Genomic DNA, 13,190 nt, shown 5'->3' with positions numbered 1-13,190 from the left:
GGGGCGGCCCGGTTTTTTCGGGTGCCCCAACGGGTGGGAGTGCTCACCCGCCATGTGAGGGGCTCTGTGCGTCGTGGGCTGTGCCCACCCGTTCCGCCCCAGCGGAACGATTGCCCACAGCAGTAAGCGCTACGCGAGGTGCAGGGCCGCGAGTAGGTCGTCTACCAGTTGTTGGTCTCGGGGGTGGGTCAGGTGGGGGCGGGCCTCCTCTGGGGGGAGCCAGAGGAGGCGGTCTACCTCTCGGGTGGGGGTGAAGTGGCCTTCGCCCGCTTCTGCGGCCCAGTACGCCACCAGTTTGGGGCGACCGCTCGCGATGTAGTGGAGGGTGGGGAGGCGGGGGCCGAGCACGCACGCGTGGCCCGTCTCCTCCGCGACCTCCCGCACCGCGCACGCCGCCAGGTCCTCGCCGCGCTTCGCCTTGCCCTTCGGGTGCGACCAGTCGTCGTACTTCGGCCTGTGCACCAGGCAGATCTCCAGTTGCCCGGCGGCAGGGGAACTCCGCCACAGGACGCAGCCCGCTGCCCATACGACGTCGTTGCTCACGTGGTGCTCACCGCCTCCCGCAGCCAGACCCGCTGGAACGCGAACCGGGCCGCCTCGACCTCGTGTCGCTGATCTGCGTGGAGTACCCCGAGCGCGTAAGCCGTCGCCGGGGCGATCCGGGGAGTCCGGGCCGCCGCGGCCGCGGCGGCAGCCGCCTCCGCCGCGTCCCGGTGCTGGTCCAGGGCCTGCCCGGCCTCGAGGAGGCGTGCGTCGACGCCCTCCTCGCCGTGCAGTACCTCCCGTGCGTAGCGGTGCAGGCGCAGCAGCAGCCGGACCTGGTGCCAGGGGGCGTCCTGCGGCTGCGGCGACGGGTCGGCCGCCAGGCCGTGGATCAGGGCCTCCGCGTTGTAGGGGAGGCCGGCCCGGCACAGAGGCAGCGCCTTCACCGCCTCGATCAGGCGGTCCTCCGCGGCCGCGGCCAGCGGTTTCAGGGCGTCGATCCGTGCCGCGTTGGGGGCGAGCGGGACCTCGCTGGCGAGTACGGCGACGCTGTCCGCGACCGCGTGGAAGCGGGAGGAGCCGAGCGCTTCCAGTGCTGCCGAGTGGGCCCTTGTCCGGGCCAGGGTCAGCTGGCGCTCCAGTAGGGCGCCCGCTTTGGCTGCGCCCACGGTGAGGGTGCCGCCCGCGGGCGGGGTTTGCGAGCCGACGTCGTCGGGGCCCGGGGGGCCCACCCGTTCCGCCCCAGCGGAACGACTGCCCACAGCGGTGGCCGAGTCGGAACGACTGCCGACAGCCGAAGCGGTCAGCGTCAGTTGTCTGCCCGACAGGCGTTGCAGTGCGCCCAGCAAGCGGTTCAGGCGCGATGCGTAGGCGTGTTCGCGGGCCAGGGTGCCCGAGAGCCAGGCCAGTTCGGGGCGGAGGGCATCGGACCATTCGGCGTCGAGCAGCGGGCGGAACGTGTGCAGGGTGCCGCTGATGCGGCGGGCCGAGCGGCGCAGGGCGCGCACCGCGTCGACCGTCTCCTCGGGCGCGCCGGAACCTCCGCCGGCACCCCCCTTGGCCCCGTTGGAAACCCCCTTGGACCCCCCGTTGGAACCCCCGTTCAAGCTTCCGCCGGAGCCCCCGCTCTCCCTGTGCAGTCGTAGGGAGCGCAGGAACTCCGTCGCCTGGCCCTGCAGATAGGCCGTAAGGACCTCTCCTGCGGGGGCTGCCTCGCGCTCATGGTGTTGCTGCTGTGCCACGCCGGCGCCTCCGGGCGTCTATCAGCATCTCCTGGACGTTCCGCAGCGGCTGACCGTCGCCGTCGGACGAGTGACGGGCCCAGGTTCCGTCGGGCCCCAGGTGCCAGGAGGACGTGGTGTCGGACATACCGGTTTCGAGCAGCCGGCTGAGGGCCGCCCGGTGGGCCGGGTCGGAGACCCTGACCAGTGCCTCGATCCGGCGGTCGAGGTTGCGGTGCATCATGTCGGCGCTGCCGATCCACACCTCCGGCTCGCCGCCGTTGCCGAAGGCGAAGACACGGGAGTGCTCGAGGAAGCGGCCGAGGACGGAGCGTACGCGGATGTTCTCGGACAGGCCCGGGACGCCAGGCCGCACCGCACAGATGCCGCGCACCCACACGTCCACCGGCACGCCCGCCTGCGAGGCGCGGTACAGGGCGTCGATGACCGCTTCGTCGACCATCGAGTTGACCTTGATGCGTACGTAGGCCGGGCGGCCGGCGCGGTGGTGCTGGGCCTCCTTGTTGATCCGTGAGATCAGGCCGTCGCGCAGCGACTTCGGCGCGACGAGGAGGCGGCGGTACGTTTCGCGGCGCGAGTAGCCCGACAGCCGGTTGAAGAGGTCCGACAGGTCGGCGCCGACCTGCGGGTCCGCGGTGAGCAGCCCCAGGTCCTCGTAGAGCCGGGCGGTCTTCGGGTGGTAGTTGCCCGTACCGACATGGCTGTAGCGGACGAGGGTGTCGCCCTCCTGGCGCACCACCAGCGACAGCTTGCAGTGGGTCTTCAGGCCGACCAGGCCGTACACGACATGGCAGCCGGCCTCCTCCAGCTTGCGGGCCCATTTGATGTTGGCCTGCTCGTCGAAGCGTGCCTTGATCTCGACGAGGACCAGCACCTGCTTGCCGGACTCGGCGGCGTCTATCAGTGCGTCGACGATCGGCGAGTCGCCGGAGGTGCGGTACAGCGTCTGCTTGATCGCGAGGACGTCCGGGTCGCCCGCGGCCTGCTCCAGGAACGCTTGCACGGACGTGGAGAACGAGTCGTACGGGTGGTGCAGCAGCACGTCCCGCTCGCGCAGCGCCGCGAAGATATCGGGCGCGGACGCGGACTCGACCTCGGCGAGGTCCCGGTGGGTGCCCGCGATGAACTTGGGGTACTTCAGCTCCGGCCGGTCCAGCTTGGCTATACCGAAGAGGCCGGTGAGGTCGAGCGGGCCCGGCAGCGGGTACACCTCGGCCTCGCTGATCTTCAGCTCGCGTACCAGCAGGTCCAGGACGTAGCGGTCGATCGACTCCTCGACCTCGAGGCGCACCGGCGGGCCGAAGCGGCGCCGCATGAGCTCCTTCTCCAGGGCCTGGAGCAGGTTCTCGGCGTCGTCCTCCTCGACCTCCAGGTCCTCGTTCCGGGTGAGGCGGAACATGTGGTGCTCCAGCACCTCCATGCCCGGGAACAGCTCCTCCAGGTGCGCGGCGATGACGTCCTCGATGGGGACGTAGCGGTTCGGCGACGCCTCCAGGAAGCGGGACAGCAGCGGCGGCACCTTGACGCGGGCGAAGTGGCGGTGGCCGGAGACCGGGTTGCGGACGACGACCGCGAGGTTGAGCGAGAGGCCGGAGATATAGGGGAACGGGTGCGCCGGGTCCACGGCCAGCGGCGTCAGCACCGGGAAGATCTGGTGCCGGAAGAGCGTGAACAGGCGGGCCTGCTCCTTCTCCGTCAGCTCGTTCCAGCGGACCAGGTGGATGCCCTCCTCGGCCAGCGCCGGGGCGACGTCGTCCTGGTAGCAGGCGGCGTGCCGGGCCATGAGCTCGCGGGAGCGGGCCCAGATCATCTCCAGGACCTCGCGCGGCTGCAGACCGGAGGCGGACCGGGTGGCGACACCGGTCGCGATACGGCGCTTCAGGCCGGCGACCCGGACCATGAAGAACTCGTCCAGGTTGCTGGCGAAGATCGCGAGGAAGTTGGCGCGCTCCAGGAGGGGCGTGTGGGGGTCCTCGGCGAGCTCGAGCACGCGCTCGTTGAACGCGAGCCAGCTGCGTTCGCGATCCAGGAACCGGCCGTCCGGCAGGTCAGCGCCGAAACCCTTCTGCATGTACGCATCCAGGTCCGCGTCGACCGAGTCGATGTCCGGCTCCAGTTCGGAGACGGCCGCCGCGAGCGTGTGCGGGCGGTGCGCGGCGATGGAGCCCACGGAGGGCTGCGCGTTCTGAATATCTCCGCGACCCGAAGGGTCTCCACCAAGGGCGGTGGTGGGAGACGGGTGGGCGTCTGCCTTGGTGTCGGGCTGGTTCATGGAACCATTGTTCCGCGCCGAGAGCATTACGGGCGCGTCAGAAAGTGCGGGCTCCAAAGGGGAGGTGAGGCGAAGCCTCCCGTTCCGGGAGCCAGGGGGCGGGTCGGGCACCTCGGGCGTCATTCACCGAGCGTCGCAAGGCCGTCTGAATCGTCGGTTACGGCGACATGACGTGCGGGATAGCGGAGGGCGGCCCCCGGGCGACTTGCGGCGCCGGGGGCCGGGTGCCTGCGCTCCCTCTCGGGGGTGGCGGCACCCTACGTCATACGGTTCTGCGGCGCAGCAGGCGGAACGCCGCCCAGGCAGCCGCGGCGGCCAGGGCCAGCATGATCGCGGTCTCGGCGAACGTGACCCACCAGAAGTGGGTGTGGGGGTGGAAGTCGACGTACCAGCCGGTGATGTTGAGGTCGGCGGGACAGCTGTCGAAGTCGCGGGTGCGTTGCCAGCAGGCGTTGTACGGGAGGCGGTCCCCCGAGGCTGTGACATAGCCGGACTGCATGAGGAAGGAGTCCCGTCCGATGGCCATCGTCCCGTCCATTCTCCCCGTTCCCGAGCCCGTGATCGTGCGTACCGGGAACACGTCCCAGCGCACCGAGCCGACGGCCAGGATCATGGACAGCGAGACCACCCCGGCGATCGCCATGGCGGGGAGGGTGCGGCGTACCACCAGGCCGGCGAGCGCTCCGATGGCGACGGCCAGGAGGCAGTACGCGATGAGTACGGGGCCGTACGCCTCGAAGACGCCCCGGTCCACCCAGCGCTGGTTGTAAGTGCCCGCGACGGGTGCCCTGAGGAACTGGTAGCTCCCTACCAGGGCGAGCACCAGGGCGGTCGTCGCGACGGCGGCCACCGTCAGCTTCGCCGCGAGCCAGCGTGCCGGGGACGCCGACTGGGTCCAGGCGAGCCGGTGCGTCCCGCTCTCCAGCTCGCGGGCGATGACCGGTCCCGCCACGACGGCGCCGACGAGGAACGGCAGGAACAGCAGAGCTGTGGCGGCGTAATCGGCGGTGATCCCGAGGAAGGCCCTGGCGCTGTCGAATCCGAGGAACGTGTCGGTGCAGGCCCCGACGCAGTCTGTCTGCTCGGGGATCACCACCGCCGAGACACGCAGGGCGACCGCCACCACCGCCGCCGCGATCACCAGCCCGAGCGCCCCCCAGAGGATGGCGCGGTGGAGGCGGACCGTCGTCCAGTACGGGCCGCGCAGGCGGCCGCCCGAGCTGCGCCGCAGGGTTGCCGATGCGCTCATGCGGTCACCGCCGCGGACATGTCGGAAGCAGAGGAACGGGCGGTCGCGCCCGGCGTGAGCAGCGCCGGTGCGTCCGGTGAGCGCAGATGGGCGAGCAAGATGTCCTCCAGGGATGGCTCCGCGGCTTCCCAGCCGGGGGCGATGGGGCCCGCAGGGCGGATCAGGGCGGTGAGGCCGCGGCCGGTGGCGCGGGACTCGATGACGGTGTGCGGGGCGAGCGCGTCCGTGAGCGGCCCGCGGCCGGTGATCAAGCGGTGCGCGGCGACCAGGTCGTCGATGGCGCCGCCGAGGCGGATGCGGCCGTCGCCGACGAGGAGGAGGAAGTCGCAGGCGTGCGCGAGCTCGCCGAGGATGTGCGACGACATCACCACCGTCGTGCCGTGCTCGGCGGCCTCTGCGAGGAGCGTCCCCATCAGCTGGTGGCGTGCCAGGGGGTCGAGGTCGGCCATCGGCTCGTCGAGCAGGAGGAGTTCGGGCCGTTTGCCGAGGACCAGGGCGAGGGCGACCCGGGTGCGCTGTCCGCCGGACAGGTCCCGGATCCGGGCCGCCGGATCGAGGTGCCCGTCGGTCACGATCCTCTCGGCGAGGGCGGCGTCCCAGCGTCCCGGGTTGAGCTCGTGACCCAGCCGCAGCGTCTCGGTGACCGTGAGCTGCGGGTACAGCGGCTTGTCCTGGGCGACGTACGCGATGCGCTCGCGGGCCGCGGACGGGTGGGAGCCGAGCACGGTGAGGGTGCCCTCGGTGGGTTCGAGCAGCCCGGCCGCGTGGGCGAGCAGTGTCGACTTGCCCGCGCCGTTGGGTCCGACGACCGCGCAGATGCGGCCGGCCGGGAGCCGGAAGCCGCAGTCCCGCAGCGCCCAGCCGCCGCGCCGCGACGGCCCTCCGAACCGCTTGCCCAGTGCGGCCGCCTCGATGGCGGTGTCCGTCATGCGTTGTCCCCCTTGTTCATGGCTTCGTCCCCCTCGGTGTTGTCGGTGCTGTCGGCGAACTGCTCGTCCAGTACGGAGGCGAACAGGGCTGCCACGTCGTCCCGGTCCAGGCCGGATGCGCGGGCCCGCGCCGCCCACGCGGCGAGCTCGGACCGCAGCGGCGAACCGGCGGCCGCGGCACCCAGCGCACGGCGGACGAACGTGCCGAGGCCGCGACGGGCCTCGACCAGTCCCTCTCGCTCCAGCTCGCGGTAGGCCTTCAGCACGGTGTTCGGGTTGATGGCCGTGGCCTCCACGACCTCGCGGGCCGTGGGGAGCTGGTCGCCGGGCTCCAACAGGCCCAGACGCAGGGCCTGTTTCGTCTGCTGGACGATCTGCAGATAGGTGGCGACGCCGCTGCGCCGGTCGATGCGGTACTCGACCACTCGTACAACCACCCTTTCACTAATTGAGTAGTGAAAGGGTGGCGTACAGAGCCTGTGGCGTCAAGATCCGAGTTGTGTGTCAGCAGCGGCGGGTGATTTGTGTGGCGGGTGATGTCCCGTCAGGGAGGCTCCGCCACCCGCCCGGTTACAGCTCCGTGCGGTACATCAGGTCCACCTCGTGCGTCACGAAGCCCAGCCGCTCGTACACGCGCAGGGCCGCCTTGTTGTCCGCGTCGACGTAGAGCATCGCGGTCGGTAGGCCGGAGGCGGCGAGGTGGTTCAGGCCGATGGTGGTCAGGGCCCGGCCCAGGCCGGTGCCCTGGGCTTCGGGGGCGACGCCGAGGACGTACACCTCGCCCAGCTGCTCCTCCCCGTGGACCTTCGTCCAGTGGAAGCCGACCAGCCGGCCGTCGTCCTCCCGCTCCGCGAGGAAGAAGCCCTCGGGGTCGAACCACGGTTCGGCCTTGCGGTCGTCGAGGTCGCGCTGGGTGAGGGAGCCCTGTTCGGGGTGGTGGGCGAAGGCCGCGGCGTTCACGGCGAGCCAGGCGGCGTCGTCCTCGCCCGGTACGAACGTACGTACCCGGACGCCCTCGGGCAGCACCGGCTCGGGCAGGCGGAGATCCGCCAACGGACGCCGCATCTGGCGCAGTTCGCGGAACAGGGTGAGGCCCAGGACCTGCGAGAGGTGCCGGGCGGCGGAGTGCCCGCCGTGCGCCCAGATGCGCAGCCGCTTGCCGGACTCGGCGAGCAGGGCGGTGCCGAGGGCGCGGCCGTGCCCGTGGCCGCGGTGCGCCGGATGGACCACCAGCTCGGCGGCCGGCGCCTCGATCGGATCGGTGTCCTCGAGCTGGGCGTATCCGACGAGGTCGTCCTCGAGGAACAGCAGGAGATGGCGTACTCCCTCGCGGGGGCCGCCACGGAGCTGCAGCCGGCCCTGCTCGGACACCGCCTGCTGCCCGTCGACGCGGGCGGCCTCCGTGATCAGCTCGAGCACGGCCTCCGCCTGGTCGGGCGTGAGCTCGCTGTGCGTCTCGATACGGCGGAGGAAGGCGGGCGGAAGGGCGTCGTCGCTGGTCATGGATACGAGAGTACGGCGGTCCCGACGGCGGGCAAACGGTTCCCGGCAGGGTGTTCCGGCCGTCGGCCCAGCACCCGCTCGCGGCGGGCCGCCGGTGTTCCCGGGGTGTGGCGTCGGAAACCAGTCCGTAACCACCAAACCCCTGTTGTGCTACGCGCGTTGACTCTAGGCTGCGGCTCACACTTGCCACACCCTTCACGCTGAGCCAACGAGGGGACAAATGTCCGCTAGACCCCACAAGAAGAGGGCCGCCCGCCGGATACTGGTCGGCGCGGCGGTGCTGTCGACCACCGGGGCGCTGATCGCCGCGATCCCCGCGACGGCGGGGGAGACCAAGAGCGCCGCCTCGCTGCCCGGCCGCTATCAGGACGTGCAACTGCTGTCCTTCAACGACCTGCACGGCAACCTGGAGCCCCCGGCCGGCTCCTCCGGGCGGGTCACGCACGTGCACGAGGACGGCACGACCGAGACCATCAACGCCGGCGGCGTCGAGTACCTCGCCACCCATTTGCGCCAGGCCCGCGAGGGCAACAAGTACTCGATCACGGCCGCCGCCGGCGACATGGTCGGCGCCTCGCCGCTGATCTCCGGGCTCTTCCACGACGAGCCGACCATCGAGGCGCTCAACGGCCTCGACCTCGACGTCACCTCGGTCGGCAACCACGAGTTCGACGAGGGCGCGAAGGAGCTGGCCCGCCTGCAGAACGGCGGCTGCCATCCCGAGGACGGCTGTTACAACGACAGCGAGGAGTTCGCGGGCGCCAACTTCCCCTACCTCGCGGCGAACGTGACGGACGAGAAGACCGGCAAGCCGATCCTCAAGCCGTACTGGGTGTGGAAGAAGAACGGCGTCAAGGTCGGCTTCATCGGCGTGACCCTGGAGGGCACCCCGGACATCGTCTCCGCCGAGGGCGTCAAGGGACTGAAGTTCGGTGACGAGGTCGAGACGATCAACAAGTACGCCAAGGTGCTGCAGAAGCAGGGCGTGAAGTCGATCGTCGCGCTGATCCACGAGGGCGGCGCGCCCGCCTCGGCGGCGTACAACTACGACTGCGACAGCCCCGGTCCGGGCGACGGCATCTCCGGCCCGATCGTCGACATCGCCAAGAACATCACGCCGCAGGTGGACGCGCTGGTCACCGGCCACACCCACCAGGCGTACGCGTGCACCATCGACGACCCGGCGGGCAACCCCCGCACGGTGACCTCGGCCGCGTCCTTCGGCCGGCTCTACACGGACACCACGCTCACGTACGACCGCTGGACCGGCGACATCGCCCGTACGGCCGTCAAGTCCGCCAACCACGTCGTGACCCGTGACGTCGCCAAGGCCCCGGACATGACGGAGCTGATCACCCGCTGGAAGGAGCTCGCCGCGCCCGTCGCCAGCCGGCCCATCGGCTACATCGCGGGCGAGATCCCGAACACCGGCACCGAGTCCCCGCTCGGCGACCTGATCGCCGACGCCCAGCTCGCTTACGCCAAGTCCCTCGATCCGGAGGCGGACTTGGCGCTGATGAACCCGGGCGGTATCCGTGCCCCGCTCACCTACGCGGCGAGCGGCAGCGAGGGCGACGGCGTGGTGACGTACGGCGAGGCGTACACGGTCCAGCCGTTCGCCAACACGGTCAACCTGGTCGATCTCACCGGTGCGCAGCTGATCACCGCGCTGCAGCAGCAGGTCAGCGGCAGCAACGAGGCGGCGCCGAAGATCCTCCAGGTCTCCGCGGGTCTCACCTACACCCTCGATCTCACCAAGACGGGCGCCGCCCGGGTCGTCACCGACTCGGTGAAGCTGAACGGTGCGGCGATCGACCCGGCTGCCACCTACCGCGTCGCGATGAACTCGTTCCTCGCGGGCGGCGGCGACGGCTTCGCCGAGCTCGGCAAGGGCACGAACGTCCTGGTCGGCGGCGACGACCTGGCGGCCTTCGAGGAGTACCTCACGGCGAACTCCTCGGCCGCGACGCCGTATCCGGTGCCGGCGGCGGACCGGATCACGGTCGTCAAGTGAGGACGAGTAAGCACAACTGACGACCGCTGAGGGGCGGTCGGCGGCACCGAGGGTTCCGCCGACCGCCCCGCTTTCTCAGAACAGCAGGTTGTACTGGTTGAACCCGGTGCCCAGGCTCTTGCGCGAGGCGAACAGGTCCGTCGAGGCCTTGTTCGTGCCCGGGTAGAGCCACAGCGTGCCGTCCGACGACCTGGCCAGGACGTCGGAGATGCCGTCACCGGTCATGTCGCCGTTGGAGACGAGCGCGGTGAAGTTCCAGCCCGTACGCGCCTTGATGCGGGGCGACCAGGGAGCCGAGGCCTTGCCCGTACCCCTGTACAGCCACAGGGTGTTCGCCGTGTCGCGGACCAGCAGGTCGGGCTTGCCGTCACCGGACAGGTCGCCGCGCCCGAGGACCTTGAAGCCCTTCCAGGCCCCGCTGACCACCTTGATCTTCGCGTTGAACTGGCCGTTGCCCCGGCCCGGGTAGAGGTAGGCCGAGCCGTCGGCGTCCACCACGACCATGTCGGGCCGCGCGTCACCGGTCATGTCACCGGGGATCGCATACGACTTGTAGCCGCCCCAGACCGTGCTGATCTGCATCCAGGCGAACTCGCCGCTGGCGTGGTCCAGGTAGCTGCGGTACAGCTTGCCGTCGGCCTTGTCCCGGACGATCAGGTCCTGGAACCAGTCGCGGTCGAGGTCCGCCTGGAGGCCCCAGCTGATGCCCTCCCAGCCGTTGCTGAGGTACGCCCGCTGGGTGAGCGAGGTGCCCTTGCTGTCCTGCTCGAACAGGTTGCCCGACGGCGTACGGGCCAGCAGGTCCGCCCGGCCGTCGAACGACAGGTCGGCGTCGTCGATGCGCGGCTGGGCCGCCCAGGTGTACGAGCTGACCTTGGTGAACACCGGGTACGCGCCCTCGGCCGTGCAGCCCGCGACACCCCACGACACCACGCCCACGATCTTGCCGCCGACCACGAGCGGGCCGCCGGAGTCGCCGTTGCAGGGGCTCTTGGTGCCCTCGTCGGTGCCGGTCGCCGGGGTGCCCGCGCAGACCATCGAGCCCTCGACGAACGCGTCGCTGCCCAGGACCGACTGCATCGCGCTGTTGCACGTCGAGTCGGCGACCATCGGCAGGCTGACCTTGCGGAGCTTCGACGACAGCTCGGCGCCGTCCGCGCCGGAGGTCAGGCCCCAGCCGTAGACGGTCCCGGTGGTGCCCGGGGCGTACAGCGCGCTGTCGTTGGAGGCGGCCAGGCGCAGCCAGGTCTGCTCCAGCGGGCGGTCGAGGGTGAGGACCGCGATGTCGTTCTGCACGGTCGACGCGTTGAAGCGGGGGTGGCTCCACTGGCTCCACACGCCCGCGACGGTGCCGGTGGTGGTGTCGTCGAGGTCGGCGGTGCCGGCGAGGACGGCGCCGTTGGTCTTCCAGTCGAGGCCCGCGACGCAGTGGGCGGCCGTGAGGACCTTGTTCGGGGCGACGAGGGTGCCGCCGCAGAAGTAGCCCTCGCCGGTCGCGTCGTCGTGGTAACCGAGCTGGACCATCCACGGGGCGCTGGAGATGGTGGTCTCGGTGCCGCCGATGATGAACGGCGTCTGAGTCCTGCCGGACTCCTCGGTCGGGGTCTGCTCCGGTGCTGGGGCCGGGTCCTCGGACGTCGTCGCCACGTCCTCGGCGGCCTCGACGATCCGCTTGTGGAGCTGCTTGTCGGAGGCGGTCGGCTTGGGAGCCGCGGTCTGGGACGGGCCCGCCTTCGGCAGGCGGTGCGGCTCGCCGGCCGCTGCCGCGGGCTGTGCCGCGACGGCACCGGCGCAGCTCAGCGCCAGTGCGAGAACGGCCGCGGACGCCGCCTTCACGGGGCGTCCGCTGCGGCCGCGCAGGGCACGTATCACTCAGGTCTCCTGGGGTGGTGTGCTGTGATCGTGGGCCCGAGCAGGGCATACGACGCAGACACCTCGCCTCGCGGACAGTCACAGGCGTGAGTCAAGGCGAAAGCCGCGGAGCCCCCCTCCGGCGCGGAGATCGTAGGTCTCAGGAACCCCTCTGCACACCGGCTTCACAGAGGGATGGCCAAGTGTTCGTCCCGGGCTTCCGTCACATCACCGCGCGGCAACCCCCTGTTTCTCGGCCCGACCGCCCTTATATCGGGCATACGCACTTCTGTCGGGCTTCTCAGGGAGCACTCAGGGAGCTCTCATGGAGCGCGGAAAAACTCTGAAGCATGACCGAGAGCATCCGCCGCGACGGCGAGTACCCCCAGGGCGACAGCCAGCAGTCCGCGTACCCCGAGCAGCAGCACTCTTCCGACGACTCCGCCACGCAGCGGTTCGCCACCGCCCCTGGAGCCGGGCCTCAGGCCGGGCACCAGTACGGGCACCAGTTCGGTTCTCAGGCCGGGCAGCAGTCCGCGTACCAGGCCGCCCCGGCGGGCGCCGAGTGGCCGCCCCCGCCCGCGTACGACCCGGTACAGCCGGTCTCCGTCGCGCCGGGCACCAGGGTGTGGCCGGGCTCCGGTCCGGGCGGCGGCGACGGTCATGACGGCAACGGAACGGGCGGTGGATACGGCGGTGGGTACGGCGGTGGGTACGCCTTCGCCGCCCCTGCCGAGTCGGCGGCGCCCGCGCCCCGGCGCCGCGCGAAGGGCCCGATGGCGCTGCTCGCCGCCGTCGCGATCGCGGCCGCGGCCGTGGGCGGCGGCACCGCGTTCGCCTTCCAGGAGCTGACCGGCAAGGACGTCACGACGGCCAGCGCCGGCACGAGCGTGGTGCCCACCAGCAAGAGGGGCACCGTCGCCGGTGTCGCCGAGGCGGTCAGCCCGAGCATCGTCGAGATCAACGCCACCTCGAACGCCGGGGAATCCACCGGCTCCGGCGTGATCATCACCAGCAACGGCGAGATCATCACCAACAACCACGTCATCTCCGGCGCCTCGTCGGTCAAGGCCACGACCAGCAACGGCAAGACGTACACCGCCAAGGTCGTCGGCACCGACAGCAAGAAGGACCTCGCGCTGATCAAGCTCGAGGACGCCTCCGGCCTGACGGCCGCCTCGCTCGGCGACTCCAGCAACGTCAAGGTCGGCGACGAGGTCGTCGCGATCGGCTCCCCCGAGGGCCTGAGCGGCACCGTGACCAGCGGCATCATCTCGGCGCTCGACCGGGACGTCACCGTCTCGACGGACGAGAGCCAGGGGCAGCAGCAACAGCCCGGTGGCGGTTTCGGCTGGCCTTTCGAGTTCGGCGGCCAGGAGTTCAACGGCGACACCGGCTCCTCCACGACCACCTACAAGGCCCTGCAGACCGACGCCTCGCTCAACCCCGGCAACTCGGGCGGCGCGCTGATCGACATGAACGGCAACATCATCGGCATCAACTCCGCCATGTACTCGCCGACCTCGTCGAGCAGCTCGTCCAGCGCGGGCAGCGTGGGCCTGGGCTTCGCCATCCCGATCAACACCGTCAAGTCCGACCTGGACAAGCTCCGCTCCGGCTCCGACAGCTGAGCGGGCGCCCTTCCGGG

Annotated in this window: 10 protein-coding genes; 2 read left to right on the top strand and 8 right to left on the bottom strand. The window is 70.9% G+C overall.

Annotated elements, in window-relative coordinates; all coding sequences use genetic code 11:
• Window positions 1–129: 129 nt before the first annotated feature.
• The 7 genes from STSP_RS40225 to mshD all read right to left on the bottom strand — a co-directional run bounded on the left by STSP_RS40225 (window position 130) and on the right by mshD (window position 7,677).
• Window positions 130–543, bottom strand: a complete 414-nt coding sequence (locus STSP_RS40225; protein ID WP_067278122.1) for an NUDIX hydrolase — start codon at window positions 541–543, stop codon at window positions 130–132.
• On the bottom strand, window positions 540–1,724 hold the full coding sequence (locus STSP_RS40220) for a CHAD domain-containing protein (RefSeq protein ID WP_067278120.1): 1,185 nt from the start codon (window positions 1,722–1,724) through the stop codon (window positions 540–542). Before STSP_RS40220 ends, STSP_RS40225 begins: the two co-directional genes overlap by 4 nt.
• Window positions 1,702–4,119 carry an RNA degradosome polyphosphate kinase gene (locus STSP_RS16450; protein ID WP_408646307.1) on the bottom strand — a complete coding sequence of 806 codons (2,418 nt, stop codon included), beginning with the start codon at window positions 4,117–4,119 and terminating at the stop codon, window positions 1,702–1,704. Before STSP_RS16450 ends, STSP_RS40220 begins: the two co-directional genes overlap by 23 nt.
• A 139-nt stretch (window positions 4,120–4,258) precedes the next feature.
• A complete protein-coding gene (locus STSP_RS16445; RefSeq protein ID WP_067278116.1) occupies window positions 4,259–5,245 on the bottom strand; it encodes an ABC transporter permease in 987 nt (328 codons plus the stop codon).
• Window positions 5,242–6,174, bottom strand: coding sequence for an ABC transporter ATP-binding protein (locus tag STSP_RS16440; RefSeq protein ID WP_067278113.1), 933 nt, complete (start codon window positions 6,172–6,174; stop codon window positions 5,242–5,244). The genes STSP_RS16445 and STSP_RS16440 overlap by 4 nt, the downstream gene beginning before the upstream one ends.
• Complete coding sequence (locus STSP_RS16435; RefSeq protein WP_067278111.1) at window positions 6,171–6,599, bottom strand: GntR family transcriptional regulator; 429 nt, start codon at window positions 6,597–6,599, stop codon at window positions 6,171–6,173. The genes STSP_RS16440 and STSP_RS16435 overlap by 4 nt, the downstream gene beginning before the upstream one ends.
• Window positions 6,600–6,744: 145 nt before the next feature.
• Window positions 6,745–7,677: a mycothiol synthase gene (gene mshD, locus STSP_RS16430; protein WP_067278109.1), complete on the bottom strand. Its 933-nt coding sequence runs from the start codon at window positions 7,675–7,677 to the stop codon at window positions 6,745–6,747.
• 220 nt (window positions 7,678–7,897) lie between these two features.
• Between mshD and STSP_RS16425 the strand changes: the two genes are divergently transcribed.
• Window positions 7,898–9,691, top strand: coding sequence for a bifunctional metallophosphatase/5'-nucleotidase (locus tag STSP_RS16425; protein ID WP_067278107.1), 1,794 nt, complete (start codon window positions 7,898–7,900; stop codon window positions 9,689–9,691).
• 75 nt (window positions 9,692–9,766) lie between these two features.
• On the opposite strand, the gene STSP_RS16420 is transcribed toward STSP_RS16425, so the two are convergent.
• Entirely contained in the window at window positions 9,767–11,563 is a 1,797-nt protein-coding gene (locus tag STSP_RS16420) for a trypsin-like serine protease (protein ID WP_067278105.1), read from the bottom strand.
• A gap of 329 nt (window positions 11,564–11,892) precedes the next feature.
• Here STSP_RS16420 and STSP_RS16415 point away from each other — a divergent pair, with 329 nt between their 5' ends.
• Window positions 11,893–13,173, top strand: coding sequence for a S1C family serine protease (locus STSP_RS16415; RefSeq protein ID WP_067278104.1), 1,281 nt, complete (start codon window positions 11,893–11,895; stop codon window positions 13,171–13,173).
• The last annotated feature ends 17 nt before the right edge of the window (window positions 13,174–13,190 follow it).

The sequence above is a fragment of the Streptomyces jeddahensis genome, assembly GCF_001642995.1.
Classification (GTDB): domain Bacteria; phylum Actinomycetota; class Actinomycetes; order Streptomycetales; family Streptomycetaceae; genus Streptomyces; species Streptomyces jeddahensis.
The sequence above is the reverse complement of the archived record's forward strand: the minus strand, read 5'-3'. Positions and strand labels throughout refer to the sequence as shown.